Origin of the sequence: Capnocytophaga periodontitidis (genome assembly GCF_016126015.1) — a bacterium.
GTDB classification, from domain to species: Bacteria; Bacteroidota; Bacteroidia; order Flavobacteriales; family Flavobacteriaceae; genus Capnocytophaga; species Capnocytophaga periodontitidis.
The window spans coordinates 343,474-363,899 of the sequence record NZ_JAEFDB010000002.1 but is presented as its reverse complement, the minus strand read 5'-3'; the positions used below and the strand labels follow the sequence as shown (position 1 = coordinate 363,899).

The 20,426-nt window shown below is 37.8% G+C and carries 17 protein-coding genes; 13 read left to right on the top strand and 4 right to left on the bottom strand.

Annotated elements, in window-relative coordinates:
* Window positions 1-2 precede the first annotated feature (2 nt).
* From I7X29_RS15345 to I7X29_RS05860, 6 genes are all read left to right on the top strand, one after another.
* Entirely contained in the window at window positions 3-353 is a 351-nt protein-coding gene (locus I7X29_RS15345) for a hypothetical protein (protein WP_225883675.1), read from the top strand.
* A gap of 104 nt (window positions 354-457) precedes the next feature.
* A complete protein-coding gene (locus I7X29_RS15340) occupies window positions 458-925 on the top strand; it encodes a hypothetical protein (protein WP_225883670.1) in 468 nt (155 codons plus the stop codon).
* Entirely contained in the window at window positions 922-1,821 is a 900-nt protein-coding gene (locus I7X29_RS05875) for a hypothetical protein (protein WP_198473357.1), read from the top strand. Before I7X29_RS15340 ends, I7X29_RS05875 begins: the two co-directional genes overlap by 4 nt.
* Window positions 1,818-2,639, top strand: coding sequence for a hypothetical protein (locus tag I7X29_RS05870; RefSeq protein ID WP_198473303.1), 822 nt, complete (start codon window positions 1,818-1,820; stop codon window positions 2,637-2,639). The genes I7X29_RS05875 and I7X29_RS05870 overlap by 4 nt, the downstream gene beginning before the upstream one ends.
* Window positions 2,640-2,644: 5 nt before the next feature.
* Complete coding sequence (locus I7X29_RS05865; RefSeq protein WP_198473301.1) at window positions 2,645-3,514, top strand: hypothetical protein; 870 nt, start codon at window positions 2,645-2,647, stop codon at window positions 3,512-3,514.
* A gap of 99 nt (window positions 3,515-3,613) precedes the next feature.
* Window positions 3,614-6,112, top strand: a complete 2,499-nt coding sequence (locus tag I7X29_RS05860; RefSeq protein ID WP_088592853.1) for a TonB-dependent receptor — start codon at window positions 3,614-3,616, stop codon at window positions 6,110-6,112.
* On the opposite strand, the gene I7X29_RS05855 is transcribed toward I7X29_RS05860, so the two are convergent.
* Window positions 6,109-6,522 (bottom strand): hypothetical protein, encoded by a 414-nt coding sequence (locus I7X29_RS05855; protein WP_198473299.1) that lies wholly within the window; start codon window positions 6,520-6,522, stop codon window positions 6,109-6,111. The two genes, I7X29_RS05860 and I7X29_RS05855, sit on opposite strands and share 4 nt — an antisense overlap.
* 345 nt (window positions 6,523-6,867) lie before the next feature.
* On the opposite strand from I7X29_RS05855, the gene I7X29_RS05850 reads away from it, so the two are divergent.
* Genes I7X29_RS05850 through I7X29_RS05820 form a run of 7 tightly spaced genes read left to right on the top strand, consistent with a single transcriptional unit; the run spans window position 6,868 to window position 16,713 of the window.
* Window positions 6,868-7,440 carry a restriction endonuclease subunit S gene (locus I7X29_RS05850; protein WP_198473297.1) on the top strand — a complete coding sequence of 191 codons (573 nt, stop codon included), beginning with the start codon at window positions 6,868-6,870 and terminating at the stop codon, window positions 7,438-7,440.
* Window positions 7,427-8,959, top strand: coding sequence for a type I restriction-modification system subunit M (locus tag I7X29_RS05845; protein WP_198473295.1), 1,533 nt, complete (start codon window positions 7,427-7,429; stop codon window positions 8,957-8,959). Before I7X29_RS05850 ends, I7X29_RS05845 begins: the two co-directional genes overlap by 14 nt.
* Before the next feature lie 2 nt (window positions 8,960-8,961).
* Window positions 8,962-10,332: a Fic family protein gene (locus tag I7X29_RS05840; RefSeq protein WP_198473293.1), complete on the top strand. Its 1,371-nt coding sequence runs from the start codon at window positions 8,962-8,964 to the stop codon at window positions 10,330-10,332.
* Entirely contained in the window at window positions 10,329-11,483 is a 1,155-nt protein-coding gene (locus tag I7X29_RS05835) for a restriction endonuclease subunit S (RefSeq protein WP_198473291.1), read from the top strand. Before I7X29_RS05840 ends, I7X29_RS05835 begins: the two co-directional genes overlap by 4 nt.
* A gap of 2 nt (window positions 11,484-11,485) precedes the next feature.
* Window positions 11,486-12,820 carry a hypothetical protein gene (locus I7X29_RS05830; protein WP_198473289.1) on the top strand — a complete coding sequence of 445 codons (1,335 nt, stop codon included), beginning with the start codon at window positions 11,486-11,488 and terminating at the stop codon, window positions 12,818-12,820.
* Between the two features lie 12 nt (window positions 12,821-12,832).
* The gene (locus I7X29_RS05825) at window positions 12,833-16,039 is read left to right on the top strand and encodes a type I restriction endonuclease subunit R (protein WP_198473287.1); all 3,207 of its coding nucleotides are present in this window, start codon (window positions 12,833-12,835) and stop codon (window positions 16,037-16,039) included.
* The gene (locus I7X29_RS05820) at window positions 16,039-16,713 is read left to right on the top strand and encodes a M48 family metallopeptidase (RefSeq protein ID WP_198473285.1); all 675 of its coding nucleotides are present in this window, start codon (window positions 16,039-16,041) and stop codon (window positions 16,711-16,713) included. Before I7X29_RS05825 ends, I7X29_RS05820 begins: the two co-directional genes overlap by 1 nt.
* Window positions 16,714-16,715: 2 nt before the next feature.
* Here I7X29_RS05820 and I7X29_RS05815 read toward each other — a convergent pair whose 3' ends face one another.
* The 3 genes from I7X29_RS05815 to I7X29_RS05805 all read right to left on the bottom strand — a co-directional run bounded on the left by I7X29_RS05815 (window position 16,716) and on the right by I7X29_RS05805 (window position 20,421).
* A complete protein-coding gene (locus I7X29_RS05815; protein ID WP_198473283.1) occupies window positions 16,716-18,017 on the bottom strand; it encodes a hydroxymethylglutaryl-CoA reductase, degradative in 1,302 nt (433 codons plus the stop codon).
* Window positions 18,018-18,045: 28 nt separating this feature from the next.
* A complete protein-coding gene (locus I7X29_RS05810) occupies window positions 18,046-19,140 on the bottom strand; it encodes a DUF2931 family protein (protein WP_198473281.1) in 1,095 nt (364 codons plus the stop codon).
* An 87-nt stretch (window positions 19,141-19,227) separates the two neighbouring features.
* Complete coding sequence (locus tag I7X29_RS05805) at window positions 19,228-20,421, bottom strand: porin (RefSeq protein WP_198473279.1); 1,194 nt, start codon at window positions 20,419-20,421, stop codon at window positions 19,228-19,230.
* Window positions 20,422-20,426 lie beyond the last annotated feature (5 nt).

Genomic DNA, 20,426 nt, shown 5'->3' with positions numbered 1-20,426 from the left:
TTATGAAAAACTTATTTTACTTACTACTTTTTTGTTCTTGTGCCATAATAGCACAAGAACAAAAATATATACTATTAGATAGTATTACAAGCAATTATACCGTAAAAAAATATACTCTTAGTACTTTGCCTTATAAGGTGGATTATGAAATAGAAATCTACAATGTATTTTCTAAAAACTATGGCAAAGACTTAGATAGTGATTTTATAGTCTTGTTTTCAGTACTCCCTGACCTTGAAAGCAAGAATAGTTGGCAAGAAATAGATTTTTCCTTATTGCAAAAGAACTTTCTGCCAACTAAAAAGTTGTTTGATAGATATACAATAGGACTTATAATCCAGAGGCTAAAATAGAAGATAGTAGAGCATTGTATTTAGTTAAAAAGGTTAAAGGTAAATATTTTGTGGCAAAGAACTGTTGGGTAAATGAATTTTTCTGCACAAATACACCTTCAGAGATGAAAGTAACAACTAATAATTATGTGATAGATATTCATCAACCAACAATGCCTGTAAGTGTGCTAAGGTCTCTATATAAAAAACAATTTCCTAACCAAGAATTTCCTTTGGATGAACTTTTTTGGATTATACCTAAGCATTTAGAGCATATTTATTTGGCTAATGTAGAAAATAAAGAAGGAGATATTATTTATTATTTTTATTTGTTTTCTAATTCTTTAAGAGACAATAATACTATTAGTGAATTTGCTTATATTAAAGACAGAGGGATTGTAGCAGGGAATTATTATGGGTATTTCTTTCCTTATGGGAAAAGAACACTTAGGGGAGGTGATTGGTTGAAAGTAAGAGAACCTTATAAAAATGAAATTTTCTGGGCAGAAGAACTCAAAAAAGAATGGAGAGATAAAGAATTAAAATGGCAAAAGGAACGAGAACGAGAAGAGAAAGAAATTATAGGAAAATGAAGCAGTTATTTTACTTACTATTATTCTGTTCTTGTGCTGTAATAGCCCAAGAACAAAAATATATATTGCTTGATAGCCTTACCGCTCATTATCAAGTAAAACAATATACGCTTGACTCATCACCTTATGGGGTTAAAAATACTATTGAAATATATAATGTTTTTTCTCCATATTATGGCACAAATAAAGGGATTGATTATATAATATTATTCTCTGTACTTCCTGACCTTAGTAGTAAAAGTAATTGGGAAGAGATTGATTTCAAAAAAATAAAAAACAATCTATTCTCAGTTAAAAATATTTTTATGAGAGTTGAACACAAAGTTTTTAATGTACCTCTTGAAAAAGCTTTTGATATTAGCAACACAATTCTAATAAAAAAAGTAAAAAATAAGTACTATGCGAGTAAAAACACTTGGATAGAAGATTTTTATTGTATGGATTACCCTCGTGATATGCAAGTTGCTACTAAGAATTTTATTCTTAACACTAATCAACCTATAAAACCTATGAATATTTTAAAGGAAAATTATAAAAAGGTAGTCTCTTTTCTCACTTTTCCTTTAGATGAAGATGATTTAGGTTTTCTTATCCCTGATATTTTAGAAAGTACTTATCTTTCTAATATAGAAGATAAATTGGGAAATAAGATCTATTACTTTTATCAATTTTGTAATGCAAGATATATTGGAGAACTTGCTTATATTAAGGACAAAGGCATTGTAGCAGGAGCTTATTATGATTATTTTTACACAAAAGGAAAAAGAGATAGCTGGGATGGAGATTGGGCAAAACTAACCCACGACGGGAAACGACATCTTCTTTGGGCAGAAGAACTCAAAAAAGAATGGGCTGAAAAAGAGAAACAATTAGAAAATTGGAAGAAAGGAAAATGAAGCAGTTATTATACTTATTATTCTTTTGTTCTTGTGCTATAATGGCCCAAGAACAAAAATATATACTTTTGGATAGTCTTACCACTCATTATGATACTAAAAAATACACTTTTAGCACCTTACCCTATGGCAGTGAAAATACTATAGAACTCTATAATATATTTTTTAAAGACTATTTATTACTTGTTTCTATACTTCCTGATTATGAACGGAATATTTGGCAAGAGATTTCTTTTAAGAGCATACAAAATAATATTCTTTCTACAAAAGATCTTTTTAAAATAGATTTTGGTTATGTTCGTGCTGTAAAAAAAGAAGGGAATAAGTATTTCGCAAGTGAATTCTGCAATATTGAAAGATTTCTATTTTCCAATAAAAAAATAGAAAAACAGAAAGAGGACAAATGTGCTTTATTAGATTTTCAACAGCAAATCTTCCCTTTTGACAAAATGAGAAATATCTATAAAAAGCGTTATCCTAATTATATGTTTCCTCTTGACCAAAGACCTTACCAAAGCTATGAAATATCATATAATCCAAATATTCCAAACGATTTAAAAGGAATTTATTTGTCATCTATTGAGTATATAGAAGGATATAAAGTATATTATTTCTATAAACTTTGTAATAATAGAGGAATAGGTCGTTTTGCTTATATCAAAGGGAAGGGTGTAATAGCAGGTAGTTTTGATGCTCATTTTTCGCCTTGGTGGAATTTAAATAGAGATTGGTTTAATAATATTCTAAGCTCAAAAGAATATCTTTGGGCAGAAGAACTCAAAAAAGAATGGGCTGAAAAAGAAAAGGCTAAAAAATAAGGCTTATGAAAAACTTACTTTACTTACTATTATTTTGCTCTTGTGCTGTAATAGCACAAGAACAGAAATACATACTCTTAGATAGCCTTACCGCTCATTATCAAGTAAAACACTATACATTACGCCCTCATTCTTTTTATGAAGGAAAAGAAATTGAGATGTATAATGTATTCAATCAGGGAGTTTTCTTTGGCTATAATTATTTAACTCTCATCTCGGTATTACCTGATATGAACAATGCTAACTCTTGGGTAGAAGTCTCTAAGGAAGAGGTCGAAAAAGCTGTTGTTAAGATAGAAGAAGTTCGCAGAAGTAATAAAAATAAATTCTTAAACTCCTTCTCTTTAGTAAAAAAAGAAGACGACAAGTATTATAAAGCGAGATGCTGTTTAGTAGAAGTTTTTCAGTTGATGAACTATTCTTCAAAAGTACACTTGAACGATAGTAATATCATCAATACAAAGCAAGATTTTGTCACTTATGCTGAGTTAAAAAAAGAATTGAACAAAGGAACACATATTAGTAAATATGCTCAGCCAATGGAAGATAAAGAATCTTTCTTGGATAGTTGTTTTGAAAGTATTTACCTATCGGGTACAGAAAAACGCGGCAAAGATACTGTTTATCTGTTTTGGACGTTCACTGCTTGGAATAATCGCTCGGGGTTAGAGGCTTATCATCGTGGCATTGACCGCTTTGCTTATATAGAGGGCAAAGGCATTGTAGCGGGAAGTTATGATTTTTTGTTTGACACTCAAAGTCCGCGTCACTCACATAACAGTGAATCTACTATAAAGAAAGAAGTAGGTAGAGAATTACTTTGGGCAGAAGAACTCAAAAAAGAATGGGCTGAAAAAGAAAAGGCTAAAAAATAAGGTAGTGATTAAATTTCACTGCCTTTTTTCTTACTATATTTAAAATTTTCTCTATTTTTGCACGCCGTAATAAAGTAGAATAATTTTAAATAAAAGCGTATGTCTAAACGTATCTTTCTGTTATTAACATTTTTAGGTGTTAATATTCACTATATTTTTGCCCAACAAACCGATGTAAGAGGGCGCGTAACCGATGAAAACAAACAGCCGCTCGTAGGAGTTACCGTATTACTCGAAGGAACTAACAATGGTGTTACCACCAATGAAGCTGGGTTTTACAACCTCCACCACGTACCTGTTGGCAAGCAAACTATTGTATTTAGTTACGTTGGCTTCCAATCGCTGAAAATACGCGCCGATATCAGTCCTAATCCCAGTGGTACGCACACGCACCTCGATGTGCAACTCAGCGAAGAACTCACCGCTCTACAAGAAGTAGAAGTAGTTGGCAGAAAGGAAAGTAGCTATAAAAACACCAATTCCTTTATAGGTACCAAAACAGCTGCTGCCCTAAAAGACGTTCCTCAGTCGGTGGGGTATGTTACCAAAGAGCTCATTTTAGACCAAGGTGCTACTACCGTGAATGAGGTAGTGAAAAACATCAGTGGGGTAAACCAATACACTTCCTACAACGATTTTTCAATACGCGGATTTCGTGCGACAGGTAACCGCAATTCAGGCAACCTACTCAACGGTATGCGTGCTCAAACGAGCTTGTGGAAACAATCGTCATTAGCTAATATTGAGCGTGTAGAAGTGATCAAAGGGCCTGCTTCGGCACTCTTTGGCAATGCTGCCCCTGGGGGTGTAATCAATAGGGTAACCAAAAAACCTCTTCTAAAAAACCAGAACAGCATCTCGGTAGGTGTTGGTTCGTGGAATACCCTCAAAACCTACGGCGACTTCACAGGCCCCCTCAACCCTAAGAAAACCCTTTTATACCGACTCAATTTAGGCTATGAGAAAACCGATTCTTTCCGCGATTTGCAAGGCTCTGAAAGCTATATCGTCGCTCCTTCATTTTCTTATCTTCCTAACGACAAAACCAGCGTGAATGTTGATTTTGTCTATCAGAATTTCAATGGCAAAATAGACCGCGGACAAGCCTTCCCTGCCAATGGTACGCTCTACGATACCCCCATCAGTATGTCGATGAGCGCTGCTAACGACTTCCTTAAAGAAAATACTCTCAACACTACTATCGGACTCTCTCATAAGTTCAACGAGCATATTTCGTTTAATGCTATCTACCTCAACTCTACTTATAGCGAGGATATGCAAGAACACACCCAAGCCAACTTATACTACAAACAAATAGGCAATGGCGCCAACGCTTTCCGCTATGCCGACCCTAACAAGGTGCTGATGCTTTTCAACCAGCGTAAGCGATCGTTTGCGAACAATAGTTTTAACAACTACTTCAACTTCACTTTCAACACAGGCATTGTGAAACACAAGTTATTAGTGGGCTACGACTATTTCCTATCGGAACAGAAATACGGTTCTTCGGGCACTACCGCTCAGGGGTATTTGAGCAAGGACAAAACCAAAGTAGTGAATACCTATACCACCACCGCCAACGTATTAGCAGGTTCAGTACAAACTCCTACTACCAATGTACCGGTGTTCGATTTAGAAAATCGTTCGGCGGGTAATGGCTATAAAGACATTAGCAAGTATATCTACCGCCAAAATGTGCTCAATCCATATGAGGAATATTCTCACGGCGTTTATGTGCAAGAGCAGATGGACATCAGCATCGTGAAAGTGCTCGTAGGGTTGCGACAAGAATGGTTTACCGAAATCCTCAACAAAGACACTGATAAAGAGACCCAACGCGAAACCAAAGCCTTTATACCACGTGTGGGATTGGTGATAGAGGCATCGGAAAATATCAACCTCTATTCCACTTGGGTAAAAGGATTTCAACCTCAAGGGGCGAACATACAGTCCGACCCCGAGCGTTATGGAGGCCCGTTTGATTATGTGAAGAGTGAATTACACGAAATAGGGCTCAAAACCGAATGGTTCAACAAGCGGTTGAATGCTACTGTTTCGGTATTTAAAATCAAGCAAGAAAACTCGTTAGAGCAAAGTGCCAAAACAGGCAAACCCGATTGGCGTGTGCCTGTAGACGAAGAATCGAATGGTTTTGAAGTAGATGTCGCTGGACGTATCGCCCCCAACTGGAGTGTAGTGGCGAACTATGCCTATACCGATGCCCGTATTGTAAAACTAAAAGAAGATGGTATCCTAAAAGACCTGAATATGCAACGCCCCAGCACGCCTCGTCACGCCGCTAATTTCTGGACGAAATACATTATCCAAAAAGGTGCTTTAGAAGGTTTGGGATTAGGTGTAGGAGTGAATTATGTAAGTGAGCGGTTAGGGCAAGTAGGGCGTCGTGCTACAGCTGCCACCTACCCCGAATACACCTTAGTAAACGCTGTACTCTACTACAAAGTGAAAGATGTACAGTTCCAAGTAAATGTAAACAATGTGCTCAACCGCACCTATTGGATTAGTGGTTACGATAACCTCCGCAACTTCCCTGGTGCCCCACGCAATGTAAATGCTACCGTTACTTACAATTTTTAGAAGAGTTTTCTATACCAAGTGCTAACATCTTTGCGAATTGCTTGGTAATTATCATAAATGAGCAGAGCTAATTCAAACTCTGCTCTTTTATTATAACTTTTATTGACTGTAAAATAGCCGCAAAACTTCCCCGAAGCATCTACTACTATAGGAGGTTTAGAGGCAAAATCATTCCACGGACTCAAACTATTCATAGGGTTGCCATAGGTGCCAAAGTCATTCCATATAGACATCGAACTATTAGCCGACCCGTACTTACCCAAGTCATTCCATATAGAATTGCTATCAGTTTTACTACAATTCAAGCATCCCAAATAAACATCGTGATTGCTTCCACCATATAAATGCAATTTCTGTGCACTTACAGCAGAGACTAACAACAGAAAAATAAACATGATAGGGGTTTTCATAGTGTATAACTTTCTTTTTGACTACAAAATTAGTAAAAATAGGTCAAACATTGAAAAATCTCAATAGATTTTTTAATTTCTTCTATACTTTAGACAATTCATTTTTGTACTTGATACTTAACCAAATTTTAAATTATAGCTTATTCCAAGTCCTATATTCTCTAATAATCTATTGAAAATCAAATAGATTTTAAACTTTTATCATTTAATTATCAGATGATTTTTTTCATATTAAATCTTTCTCAAAAAATATTTTGAAAAAATCTACAATAAAAATTTGCGTAATTAAATTATTTGTTATTACTTTGCGCCCTGAAAATACAATTGTAGAAATTTTCAAATTATATGAAGGCTTTAAAAGAATTAAGTAAAATACAATTTGGTTGTTATGATAGTGCGCTCCCCAAGGGAGAAATCTTATACTTACAGCTCAAAAACTTTGATGAAAACAATCAATTCTTGGGGAATGTAGATGCTTTTGTTAAAGAAGATGAGAAGTATACTAAAAATCTCCTTTTGGCTAACGATATCCTATTACCCTCTAAAGGGAACCGAATTTTCGCCACTTTGTTTCAAGCACAATGGGGCAAAGCAGTAGCTTCCTCTATATTTTATGTGTTAAGAGTCGATACTTCTATTGTATTGCCTACTTATTTGGTAGCTATTCTCAATTTACCTCAATACCAGCAACAATTATGGCAAATGGGAGGAGGTAGTAATATTTTTTCACTAAGGAAAAAAGAGTTAGAAGATTTGCAAATTCCGCTTCCTTCTTTTGAAGTACAGCAACAAATAGCTGCTTTTAACCTGCTATTTCAGCAAAAAAACATTTTAAGACAACAAATTATAAAAAAAGAACGCCAATTACATCAGGCTATTATTCAACAATTAACAAATAGTAACTATGGAAGAAAATAAAATAACTCGCGATACTATCAATGCTATCGTATGGAAAGCTTGTGATACCCTGCGCCCTGTAATGGGAAGTGGGCAATATAAAGACTACATTCTCACACTCTTATTCGTGAAATATCTTTCGGATGTAAGAAAAGAAAAAATAGAAAGTTACCGCGAAAAATACAATGGCGATGAGGCTATGGTGAGTCGACAGTTGCAAAAAGACCGCTTTATCATTCCTGAAAAAAGCACTTTTGACTATTTATACGACCACCGCAACGAGCCCAATTTAGGCGAAATTATAGACATAGGACTTACCGCTTTAGAAGAAGCCAATCGGAGCAAGTTAACTAATGTATTCCGCAGTATATCTTTCAATTCCGAAGCTGTTTTTGGACAAACCAAGCAACGCAATGAGATACTCAAAAAACTGCTTACTGATTTCCTCAATTTAGACCTTAAACCTTCTCATCTTGCAGGCAACGATGTGATAGGTGACAGTTACGAATACCTCATCGCTCACTTTGCCGGTGAAGCAGGCAAAAAAGCAGGCGAGTTTTACACCCCTGCCGAAGTGAGTACCCTTTTGGCTAAATTGGTAGCTCCTAAAGCTGGCGACCGCATTGCCGACCCCGCTTGTGGTTCGGGTTCGCTCCTGATAAAAGTAGCTAAAGAAGTACAAGGCAAAAACTATTCGCTTTACGGACAAGAAAACAACGGTAGCACATGGGCGCTCTGCCTGATGAATATGTTCTTGCACGAACAAGATGCGGCAAACATCACTTGGGGCGACACCCTCAACCACCCCCAACTCATAGAGAATGATGCGCTGATGAAATTTGATGTAGTGGTAGCCAATCCGCCGTTTTCTTTAGACAAATGGGGTGTAGAAAATGCAGCTGCTGACCCTTACCAGCGTTTTCATCGCGGTATTCCCCCTAAAACTAAAGGAGATTATGCCTTTATTAGCCATATGATTGAAACCACCCACGAGACTAACGGACGAGTAGGGGTGATTGTGCCTCACGGGGTGCTCTTTCGCGGAAGTTCGGAGAAAACCATTAGGCAACAACTCATTGAGGAAAACCTATTAGAGGCGGTAATAGGTTTGCCTGCCAATCTATTCTACGGCACCAGTATTCCGGCGGCTATCCTGATTTTCAACCGAGCAAAAGGAGCTAATACCGATGTGCTTTTCATAGATGCGAGCAAGGCTTACGAAAGTGGCAAGAACCAAAACCATTTGCGCGATGAGGACATTAGCCATATTGTTTCGGTATATCAGCACTACAAAAAAGCTAAGCCCATTAACGCTGAAAAAGGCAGTGTAATAGAAGAACGTTTTGCCTATCGCGCTACACTAGCAGAGATAGAAGCCAATGACTACAACCTGAACATTCCGCGCTATGTAGATACTTTTGAACCAGAAACTTTGGTAGACATAGCTACTGTACATAGCGAGCTGGGGCAACTAAAACAAGAGCTCAGCCAAGTAGAACAACAAATAGAACAATATTTAAAAGAACTAAACCTTGTGTAAAAATGGATATTTTTGATTATATAGACCAACTTTTGGCTACCTACAATAGCCTACTCCCTATGAGCCCTGAAAACCAACGCCGATGGGATAAAAAAGTGCGTTTGGAGTTCAATTATAATTCTAACCATATAGAGGGAAATACACTCACTTATGGTGAAACTGAATTGTTATTGCTATTTGATGAAACCCACAGCAGTCGCCCAATGAGGGATTACGAAGAGATGAAAGCACACGATGTAGCTTTCCAAAAAATAAAAGAATGGGCTGCTGATACCGAGACTCCTCTTACCGAACAGGACATTAAAAATCTCAACCAAATTATTCTGGTACAGCCTTTTTGGAAAGACGCTATTACCCCCGATGGGCAACCCACCCGCCGACAAATAACAGTAGGCAACTACAAAACACAGCCCAACTCGGTACGTTTACCCAATGGAGAGTTGTTTGAATACACAGCTCCGCAGGAAGTACCCATACAAATGCAAGCGCTTATGGAGTGGTATCGCGATGAGCAAACCGCTTTGCACCCTGTAACCCTTGCGGCTATGTTTCATTACAAATTCGTATGTATTCACCCTTTTGACGATGGTAACGGGCGTGTATCGCGTTTGCTAATGAATTACGTACTTTTAGCACATAAGTTGCCCCCAGTGGTTATCAAATCAAGCGACAAACAAAACTATTTGCACGCGCTCCACTTAGCTGACACAGGGCAATACGAAGCCTTTATACGCTATATAGCAGAACAAGTAGTGAGTAGTTTGGAAATGGCAATCAAAGCAGCCAAAGGCGAAAGTATAGAAGAGCCTGATGATTTAGACAAAGAAATCGCACTTGTCGCCCGACAGCTACAACACCAAGAGACTTACAAAACCCCCCAACAAGTGCTAAACGTTTTTCATTGGGCACAGCAAAAGCTCCTTGCCCCTTGTGAAGCTGTATTACAAAAGTTTGACAAGCTTTTTCAGGAGAAGAAAAGAGTTAGAAAAGTAAATCATAAGGAAGTTGAAGAAGAAAACAGAAATAGTTTACTTGAAGTTCTAACTGCCTCTGTTCCTAAAATTGCCAAACAACTCAACAATCCCATAAAAAAGGAAAATGTTTATGGTATAGACCCTTATACTACAGATATATATAACATTACTCTCCAATACTATTTATATGGTAGTGCTTATGCAAGGGATAGTTCTGTTGTGAATTGCATTTTTTATATTTCATTTGAAAAGAATTCATATACTATAGAAATAGAGGTAATGAATGATTATCTCCTCAAAAAAAGCTATCCTTATAGCACTTTTCCAGATGATGAGAGTATAAGCGTTTTACCCCAACAATTAGGCAAGGAACTATTAGCAAAAGTAAAAAAAGTATGATAACAAATATACCCAAACATTGGAAAATAAAGAAGTTAGGAGAGATAGCTAATATTAGTTCAGGGACAACACCTTTTAGAAAGAATCCATTATTTTACGATAATGCTGATATACCTTGGGTGAAAACAACCGACTTGAATAATAGCTATATTACCACAACAGAAGAAAAAGTTAGTATGTACGCTTTAAACAATACATCTTTACGGCTGTACCCAACAAACACTGTTTTAGTAGCAATGTATGGAGGTTTTAACCAAATAGGACGGACAGGAAAATTAGCTATGGAAGCAACTATTAACCAAGCCCTTTCTGCCTTAGTTTTAAAAAACGATGATGTAAATTCTGATTATTTACTTTTTTGGCTAAATGCGAATGTTGAAAAATGGAAGAGATTTGCAGGAAGTAGTAGAAAAGACCCTAACATAAATGGAAAGGATGTCGCTGAGTTTTCTATATTAATTCCCCCATTAGAAGAGCAAGAAAAGATAGCCGAGATACTACTTACTTGTGATAAAGCCATTCGCCTTACCACTCAAATTATCACCCAGCTAAAACAGCGCAACCAAGGGCTTGCCCAACAGTTGCTAACGGGAGAGAAAAGAGTCAAAGGTTTTGAAAAGAGTGTATGGAAAGAAGTGAAACTGGGAGAGCTTTTAGACTATGGGCAACCTACTAATTATCTTGTTAAAAATACTGATTATAGTGATGAATATAAAATTCCTGTGCTTACGGCTGGAAAAACATTCATTTTAGGTTATACCAATGAAAAAGAAGGAATATGTACAAATATCCCTTTAATTCTATTTGATGATTTTACAACAGATTCAAGATATATTGATTTTCCTTTTAAAGTGAAATCATCAGCTGTAAAGCTATTAAAAGCAAAGAAAAATGTAAATCTTAGGTTTATTTTTGAAGCTATGAAACTTATAAAATATGCTATTGGAGGACACGAACGTCATTGGATTTCAAAATACGCTTTTTTAACTATCTTTGTACCTTCATTTAAAGAGCAAAACGCTATTGATCAGATTCTTGATACTGCCCATCAAGAGCTCAAACTATACGAACAAAAGCTACAACTCTTGCAAGCTCAAAAGAAAACACTAATGCAAAAGTTACTTACTGGAGAAATTTTAACAATAAAATAACTATGAAACATTTATTAATTACAGGAGCAGGAGTTGACCGCTCCAAAGGTATTGATTTTCCCTTGGCAAACACTTTGTTAGGCGGAATAACTGGTTTTCTAACAACAGAAGAAGGAAAACGTATTGATGAAGTATTAAGAGAAATGCTTCCTAATATGAGATTTAGCTTCAACAGTATGATAAAGACAGCTGTTGATAAAATTGTAACCAGAGAACCAAACGAACAAAAAAAAATGATTGAACGTGTTCAAAAGGCTATAAAAGGATTAAGTGAAGATGATAAAATCCACAAGCACGGAATGCTAATCATTAAGCTTTTCAACAAATTAGTAGCCATTGCTGAAAACAGCAATTTAGATGAAGATATTGAGAATTTAATTCGTGAAGTTTTTCCTAACAAAGCTGACGTTTTGATTGATAGTGATTCTATCTTAGACATTCATAAACTCTCCTTATCTGACACTTTTAAAGAAGTTCTTAAAATTACACTAAGATTAGGTCTTGAAGGTAAATCTCACGCTGTAGCAGAAGCTTTAGGGGCAGAAATGCTAAATATTGAACTTCTTTTAATAGAGAAATTCTTAGGTTTCTACAACAATAAAAGTGCTGATATTAAGAGCTACATTTATATTTCTTGGGTACTGTGGGCTTATCTTGTATTTAAGCAGAAAGAAGTACTAGAGGCACTTTCCAAGAAAAGAAATGCTAAAATGCCTTTCTATGGAAATTTACCAACATCTTTAAGAGCTATCACTCTCAATTATACTTCCTTTTTAGAGAATCAATTAGGCAAGGAAAATGTTATCTATTTTCACGGAGGACTTGCTGAATATGTAAGAATGGATACAAGAGAATTATTAGAGATAGAGAATTTAAATAAGCTAAATTTAGAAGATTTCCTAAGCTCCATCATCAAACCTTCTATTGATGTAACCAACAATAATATTGAAGAACAAATACACATCATTCCTTCTTTAGTTCCGCCTTTGAGACTAAAACCCATACTCTCTTACAAATACATTGAGCTCTGGGCTAAAGCTTCAGAATGGGTTCAAGAGGCTGAACACATAGTTATTGTGGGCTATTCTTTCAATAGTGCTGACGAACATTTCAATGATATTTTAAGAAATCTACACCCTAACAAAAAAATAGACATCATAGATCCTGGAGCTACTACAGATCATTTTAAAGGTAGAATAGAAAAAATCTTTGGAACCCCTGCTAATCAATTTGTTAAAAACTTAGTACAAGGAAAAACAGCTTTGAAAAAAGGTAGCATCAGGCTTATTGAAGCAATTGCTACTGATATAGATATAGACAAACTACTCAATAGCTAAAATTTAATCTTTATGCACTACCGAGAAGAAATCATATCGCAAATACCTGCTTTGCAGCTCCTAATAAATATGGGCTACCAATACCTGTCGCCCGAAGAAGCTTTGGCTATGCGTGGTAATAAACATAGTAATGTGCTCTTAGAGCCTATCCTCAAGGCGCAACTCGCCAAGATAAACTGTATTCACTATCGCGGGAAAGACTATGCTTTTTCGGAAGAGAATATCAACGCAGGAGTAGTAGCCCTCAAAGAGCTCCGTACTCACGAGGGGTTTATGGCGGTAAACCAACAGGTGTATGACCTGCTTACATTGGGCAAAACCTTTGAGCAAACTATTGGCAGTAGCAAGAAAAGTTATTCTTTTAGGTATATCGATTGGGAATGCCCCGAGAACAACGTCTTTCACGTAAGCGAAGAGTTTGCCGTAACACGCACTGCCCGCAACGATCATTATCGCCCTGATATTGTACTGTTTATCAATGGCATCCCGATAGTAGTTATAGAGTGCAAAAGCAATGTGATTAAAAACCCTATTACCGAGGCTATTTCGCAGCACTTGCGCAACCAGAAAGACGATGGCATACGCGAGTTGTACCAATATTCTCAACTACTATTGGCTTTAGCGGTAAATAGTGCGAGTTATGCCACTACTGCTACGCCACTAAAATACTGGCAAGTATGGCGCGAACTCTTCGGCGATCGTTTGGCTGAAAACAAGGCAAATCAGCAACTGAAATCCCTTAAAAACCGTCCGCTTCCTCCCGATGAACAGAGTGCGCTCTTTGCCCATCGCTACCAAAGTACGCAATACTTTTTTCGTCAGCAAGCAACAGAAGAGATACTACTCACCCAGCAAGACCTCACGCTTTATTACCTTTGCAGGAAAGAACGCTTGCTACGGCTTATACAACACTACACTATTTTTGACAATCACATCAAAAAAATAGCCCGCTATCAGCAGTTTTTTGCAGTAGAAGACACTTTGGTAAAAGTAAAGCACATAGAAGACGGCAAGCGCTTAGGCGGGGTCATCTGGCACACTCAAGGCAGTGGAAAATCGCTTACTATGGTAATGCTGGCAAGGCTTTTGGCTACCGATAAGAGCATTAAACACCCCAAAATACTATTAGTAACTGACCGTACCGACCTTGACAAGCAACTAAGTGATACCTTTAAAGACTGTGAGCTATCGGTAGAGAAAGCTACTACAGGCACAAGACTTACTGAGCTGCTAAAAGAGCATACCGATAAGGTGATTACTACTACCATTCACAAGTTTGAAACCGTAGTAAGTCAGCTAAACAAAGCACTTATCTCTTCAGAAATATTTGTGCTGATAGATGAAGCCCACCGCACCCAATACGGCAGGTTAGGGGTGAAAATGCAACAAGTATTCCCCAAAGCTTGCTTTATAGCTTTCACGGGTACCCCACTGATGAAAAAAGAGAAAAACACAGCAGCTAAGTTCGGTGGCATCATCGGTACCCCCTATACTATTACCGATGCCGTAGCCGATGGAGCTATTGTACCTATCTTATATGAGGGTAGGCATAACCTTTTCGACCTAAACGAAAAACCTTTAGACACCTATTTCGACCGTGTAAGCGAACCCCTTACTGATTACGGCAAAGTTCATCTAAAATGCAAGGCAAACAGTATTGCCCAGCTCAATCGCGCCGACCAGATTATTCAGGCGCGCGCTTGGGATATAGCAGAACACTTTAAGAAAAATGTACAAAACGAAGGTTTCAAAGCAATGCTAGTAACCCCCAGCAAAACCGCTGCTATAGACTATCGCGACTATTTGATGAAAGAGTGCAAACTCGACTGTGAAGTACTTATCTCGGCTCCTGACACACGTGAGAACAACGAAGATAGTTTTGAAGAAAACGAATATAAAGTAGGTTCTTTCTACAAAGCAATGATGGATAAATACGGGTCGTCTAAAAAATATGAAGACAGCCTGATTGATAGTTTTCGAGACAAAGAACAGCCCGAACTGCTGATAGTAGTCGATAAGCTTCTCACAGGTTTTGACGCCCCTATTGTAAAGGTAATGTACCTCACCCGAAGCCTGAAAGAGCATACCCTTTTGCAAGCTATTGCGCGTGTAAACCGAGTGAAAGAAGGGAAAGATTATGGGCTTATCATAGATTATTACGGCAATTTGGAAAACCTTGATAAAGCCATTGAAATGTACGGCTCTTGGGAAGATTTTGAGGCAAACGACCTCAAAGACACTGTTACCAATGCCGCTAAAGAGATAGAAAAACTACCACAACTACACTCGCAGTTGTGGGATATTTTCAAAACCGTAAAAAACAAATATGACACCGAAGCGTATGCCGAACTATTATCTGACAAAGAAAAAAGAGAAACATTTTACGAACGGCTCTCCCTCTTTGCGCGTATGCTGAAATTAGCCCTTTCGTTAGTAAGTTTTGATACAGAAGAGAATGCGCCGACTATAGAGCGTTATCAAAAAGATTTGAAGTTCTTCCTCGCATTGCGCACCGATGTAGCGCACCGCTATTTTGACACGATTGATTACACCGAATACGAAAAGCAAATACAAAAACTGATTGATAAACACATTATTACCGATGGGGATTTTCTACAAATCACTGAAAAGATAGATTTGTTTGACAAAGAAGAACGCGATAAAGCATTAGAGCAGCTAACAGGACACGCCTCTAAAGCCGACCATATCGCTTCGCGCACTGTGAAAGCCATCAGTATAAAAATGGATGAAGACCCTATTTTTTACCAAAAGCTTTCTACCCTCATCAGGCAAACCATTGAAGCTTATCGGCAAAAACGCATAGACGAATTGGAGTATTTCAACAGGGTAAGAGATTATGAAAACCAGTTTTTTGAAGGAGCACAAAGCGATTTGCCAGAGGCTTTGATAGGAAATAAAAAAGCTACAGCTTTCTACAATCTTTTAGGCGAACATCTCAAAACCCTTGACACCTTGCCTCATACAGCCCAAAAAGTAAAATGGGCTTTACAGCTAGATTTGCTTATCAACCACATTATCTATGAAGAAGGTACCCCTATTGTAGATTGGCAACAAAACAGTTTACTAGTAAACGAAATAGCACAAACTATAGACGATTTTTTCTATCAGCTAAAACAACAGCAGGGGGTAGAAATTCCTTTTGATATAGTAGATACTATTATAGAAGAAATCGTAAAAGTAAGTAAACAAATAGGATAATGAGCACCCACTACGAACTTTTTTATACTGATAGAAAAACCTTAGGTATAAAGGTCTATCCTGATACTTCAGTAAAGGTATTTGCCCCTATAGACACAGATTTGCCTATAATAGAACAGCATTTGAAGGTTAAACGCAGATGGATAGAGAAACAGCAAAGAAGCTTTCAAAGCTATCTGCCTGCCACCCCTCCACGCCAATATATAGGAGGAGAGAGCTTCTTATATCTCGGCAAACAATATATGCTAAAGATAGAACCTTCAACGGCTGAAGAGGTGAAGCTTTATCAAGGGAGATTGGTAGTAAAAACACTCAATCCTGATGCTACACATATAAAAAAGCTCTTGCAACAATGGTATATTGCAAGAGCTACTATCTTATTTAACAAGCTTTTTGAAGAACAATTTTATTTATTTAAAAGGTTCGGATTAGAAAAACCTATATTACAAATAAAAAAGATGGAGAAGCGATGGGGAAGTTGTACTCCTCAGCAGAAAATAATCTTAACCCCAGAACTCATCAAAGCTCCTGTAGTTTGTATAAATTATGTGATACTACACGAATTATGTCATTTAGTACATCACAATCACAGCAAAGCCTTCTACCGGCTATTAGAAAACTTTATGCCAGATTGGCAAAAATACAAACAGCTTTTAGAAACTAAAATGGCGTAACACTATCTTCTCATTTTCTTCAACGCCTCGGCAACTTCACTATGGCTCACTGTTTTATCTTTGAAATAAGCGGTGAGCTGTTGTTTTTCGTCGTCGGTAGCGCCTAATTGATTAAAAATATTGTTGAGGTGCATTTTCATATGTCCTTTTTGGATACCCAAACTGATGAGTGAACTCACAGCCGAAAAATTCTGTGCTAAACCTACGCAAGCTACGATTTGCATCAGCTCGCGAGCATTGGGTTTTTCGAGGATTTCGAGGGCTGTTTTCACCAAGGGGTGGAGCGTGGTGAGTCCGCCTACAGTACCCAAAGCTAAAGGCAATTCGAGTGCAAAATGGAAGGTATCGCCCTCTATCCAAGCGTTGGAAAGACTCTTGTAATTGCCTGAACGCGTTGCATAGGCGTGCGCTCCTGCCTCAATCGCGCGAAAGTCATTACCTGTGGCTAAAATCACCGAGTCGATGCCGTTCATTATACCTTTGTTGTGAGTAGTGGCGCGGTATACATCAGCGTTGGCAATAGCGAGGGCTTGCACGAATTTTTTGGCTGCTGCCATTCCTTTGAGGTGGGCAATTTCCAATTCGTCTACAGGGCAATGCACTTCGGCACGCACCAAGCAGTTAGGCACATAATTAGAGAGTATAGACATCACAATTTCGTATTGCCCACGGATAGCTGCATCTTTTTCAGCCTCTTCTCTAAAGGTCTCGGCAAACGATTCCAAACACGAGTTGATGAAGTTAGCCCCCATCGCATCTAAGGTTTCAAAAGTAGCCGACAGCTGGTAGTAGTGTGCCAATGCTTCGGTTTTATCTACCAAAGTAAGGGAAGTAATGCCCCCGCCACGTTTTTCCATATTGGCGGTGATAGGTTTGGCATTGGCGAGCATCAAAGGCTGTACGCGGGCAAAAAAGACTTCTAAATGCGCTTTTTCACCGTAGAAAAAGAAGTGCACGTGTCCTGTTTTTTCGGTAGAGAGCACCGTAGTATGGAAGCCTCCCCTACCCTGCCAAAACTTCGCGGCACGGCTGGCAGCTGCCACCACCGAGCTTTCCTCAATTGCCATAGGCACCGTATAGGTGCGCCCGTTGATGAGAAAGTTAGGCGCTACTGCAAAAGGCAAGTAGTAGTTGGTTACTGTATTTTCTATGAACTCGTCGTGGCGTTTTTGGAGTTCGGCATCGGGGTTGTGGTATTTTTCAAAGAAAGCGGCTGCATTCTCTACCTCAGGAAAATAAGTATCGCAAAGCCATTGAATTTTCTCGGCTTTGGTAAGTTTAGAAAAACCGTTAATTTGTTTCATTTCTATGTGTTAGGGGTTAGGGTCAAAATCAACTCCATTTATTAATTTTAATGTCGTTACTGAGTAATGTAACTTCTTTATTTTTATTCTTTAAAACAACTTTTGCCTCTGTATTAGTGTGATTTAAGGAAATATACATTTTTATTTCAGCAGTCGTATCTCCTTCTGTTATTTTTTCAAAAGCATTGAAAATCTCTTCTTCATTAAATCCTATAAAGCAATTATATCTATTCCCCTCTTTCATATAATGAAAATTGATTTTCATAGGAATATGATTCTTTTGGACTTTATCACTCCATCTGAAAATATCAGGGATCTGTGGATGTTTGTCTGTAACAACTTCACCTAAAAGGAAATCTTTTTCTCCATTATAGAAACTGTATCTAACGAAAATGATTTTTTCATCATTTGGAAAATCAAAATTGATATGCCAATTATATTCCTTTCTATAAGTATCCCATATTCCATAAGGAATAGGTTTATCCTTTACTTTTTCTATACTCTCTTGTGATTGTACTCCCCAATTATAGAGAATATTATTATGGTATTCTATATTGTGCATATTTTTAGCTGGACCTGGTGATAATCCTGCAATATATTCTTTTGAGAAGGTAATTTCCTCTGCTTGGTAACGACCTATCTCTACTTGTTTTTTTATTCCTGCTACCCAAATAACTACAACACCTCCAGGAGCAAAACCTACTACCACTTTATTATATTCTGATTTAATAGGAGGATATTTTGTAAATTCATCATAGAGGTCGTAAAAACCTTCATTAAAAAGGCGAACCATTTTATCATAATCAATAGGAGTATCTATATGATAAAATTTATGTTCAAAATACGAAACCCAAGTAACACTCAATTGTTTAGGGAGATATCCTGCAGACCCCATAGCCTCAGTGGGTTTTCCCCATTCACCTGTAGGTGTTGGCGAATTAAGTACAGCAACATCATTATCTGAAATGAGCGCTCCTGTATATACATCAACAAGATAACCTGATGGTACAGAGACAGCAGCTTGCCATCTAAGCCTATCATTTCTCACCGCCTTATTATTAGAACAACTAAAAAATTGCAATGTAGATAAGAAAGAGAACACGGAATAAAATACTTTTTTCATAGCACTTGTGTTTTTTTTATGAGTTAAAGAGATTTATAACTATATAGCTTACAAATTCTTAAACACACAAATCACTATCCAAAATTACTAACGACTACTTTTTAAAATTGGTAATGTATAGTAAGCACCAATTGCGATGCGGTGTAGTTGTTCATCTTTTAGATGTAAGGCTTTGTCGTAGCTGAGGGTATTCCCCACGTAGGCTACATAAAAGCGGAGGTCTTGTCCTTGTATGGGAGCGTATTGTGCCGCGGCGAAATATATCCAATTGGTACGCAACTGCTCACTGAGGCGTTGGGTACTCCCCGCTAACTCAATACCCGCCTTAGCCGATAGACTCCAGCGGTCGGTAAGTTGATAGTCGTAGCGCGATACAGCTCGTTTGTAGACTGCATCTTTCTGCATCAAGAAATTATTGCTTGCCAAACCATCGTAGGCGCTGAGGAGTTTTGAAGCTGTAAGTCCGTAATCGGCAGCCATATAGGTATAACTGAGGTCGAGATAAACCGTATGTTTGCCACTTTTATACCAATTCCCCAAAGCTACGGAGTGAGTGAGGTAGTTGGCAGCGTATTGCGATAGGTTATAGGAGTAGCGCAATTTGAGTTTGCCGTCGAGCAAATCGGCATTCCAATAGAGGTACATCCCGATAGGTGCTTTGGAAGCCTTAAAATCGCCCGCTACAAAGCCGTTGTTTTTTAAATGAGTAGCGAATTTAGCATTCACCGTGTTGTGCAACTGTACGCCTACTTTCTGGCGGTCGTTGAGTTTATAGCCCAAAGCGAGCCCTGAAAGGAAGACATTGTTATAGACCCCATTTAGGTAATCGGTGAAAATATATTCGTAGATAGGGTTGATTTCTTTTTCAAAAGCTCCAAACGCAGCGAGCTGTTTGCCCACCGTTACATCCCACTGACGTGTCGCGCCAAAACGATAGGTGATAAAAGCATAGTCTAAGGCAGTAGTACCACCGTCCTGAGAAGTTTCGGTAAAGGGACGATTAGGGCGGAATCGCACGCGGTAAAAGAGATCGTCGTTGAAATCACCTTGCAGATTGATGCGCGCATTATCAATCACAAAATGAGTGCTGTTTTTAGAAGCATCGTTATAGTTATCACTCACGCCTCCCCCTCTGAAAAACAAATCGATGTTTAGTTTTTTGGCAAAAGCCGGAAGTGCGGAAGGAGGAGTTGGCTTTTCTATTGCCAAAGTATCAGCCTCTTGAGCGGTAGCAAATATAGTGGTTAAGGTTGTTAATAAGGTGAAAAAGCATCTTTTCATAAAAG

Coding starts and splice junctions, on each gene's coding strand:
- I7X29_RS15345 (WP_225883675.1), top strand. CDS start 3: ATGAAAAACTTATTTTACTTACTACTTTTTTGTTCTTGTGCCATAATA.
- I7X29_RS15340 (WP_225883670.1), top strand. CDS start 458: ATGAAAGTAACAACTAATAATTATGTGATAGATATTCATCAACCAACA.
- I7X29_RS05875 (WP_198473357.1), top strand. CDS start 922: ATGAAGCAGTTATTTTACTTACTATTATTCTGTTCTTGTGCTGTAATA.
- I7X29_RS05870 (WP_198473303.1), top strand. CDS start 1,818: ATGAAGCAGTTATTATACTTATTATTCTTTTGTTCTTGTGCTATAATG.
- I7X29_RS05865 (WP_198473301.1), top strand. CDS start 2,645: ATGAAAAACTTACTTTACTTACTATTATTTTGCTCTTGTGCTGTAATA.
- I7X29_RS05860 (WP_088592853.1), top strand. CDS start 3,614: ATGTCTAAACGTATCTTTCTGTTATTAACATTTTTAGGTGTTAATATT.
- I7X29_RS05855 (WP_198473299.1), bottom strand. CDS start 6,522: ATGAAAACCCCTATCATGTTTATTTTTCTGTTGTTAGTCTCTGCTGTA.
- I7X29_RS05850 (WP_198473297.1), top strand. CDS start 6,868: ATGAAGGCTTTAAAAGAATTAAGTAAAATACAATTTGGTTGTTATGAT.
- I7X29_RS05845 (WP_198473295.1), top strand. CDS start 7,427: ATGGAAGAAAATAAAATAACTCGCGATACTATCAATGCTATCGTATGG.
- I7X29_RS05840 (WP_198473293.1), top strand. CDS start 8,962: ATGGATATTTTTGATTATATAGACCAACTTTTGGCTACCTACAATAGC.
- I7X29_RS05835 (WP_198473291.1), top strand. CDS start 10,329: ATGATAACAAATATACCCAAACATTGGAAAATAAAGAAGTTAGGAGAG.
- I7X29_RS05830 (WP_198473289.1), top strand. CDS start 11,486: ATGAAACATTTATTAATTACAGGAGCAGGAGTTGACCGCTCCAAAGGT.
- I7X29_RS05825 (WP_198473287.1), top strand. CDS start 12,833: ATGCACTACCGAGAAGAAATCATATCGCAAATACCTGCTTTGCAGCTC.
- I7X29_RS05820 (WP_198473285.1), top strand. CDS start 16,039: ATGAGCACCCACTACGAACTTTTTTATACTGATAGAAAAACCTTAGGT.
- I7X29_RS05815 (WP_198473283.1), bottom strand. CDS start 18,017: ATGAAACAAATTAACGGTTTTTCTAAACTTACCAAAGCCGAGAAAATT.
- I7X29_RS05810 (WP_198473281.1), bottom strand. CDS start 19,140: ATGAAAAAAGTATTTTATTCCGTGTTCTCTTTCTTATCTACATTGCAA.
- I7X29_RS05805 (WP_198473279.1), bottom strand. CDS start 20,421: ATGAAAAGATGCTTTTTCACCTTATTAACAACCTTAACCACTATATTT.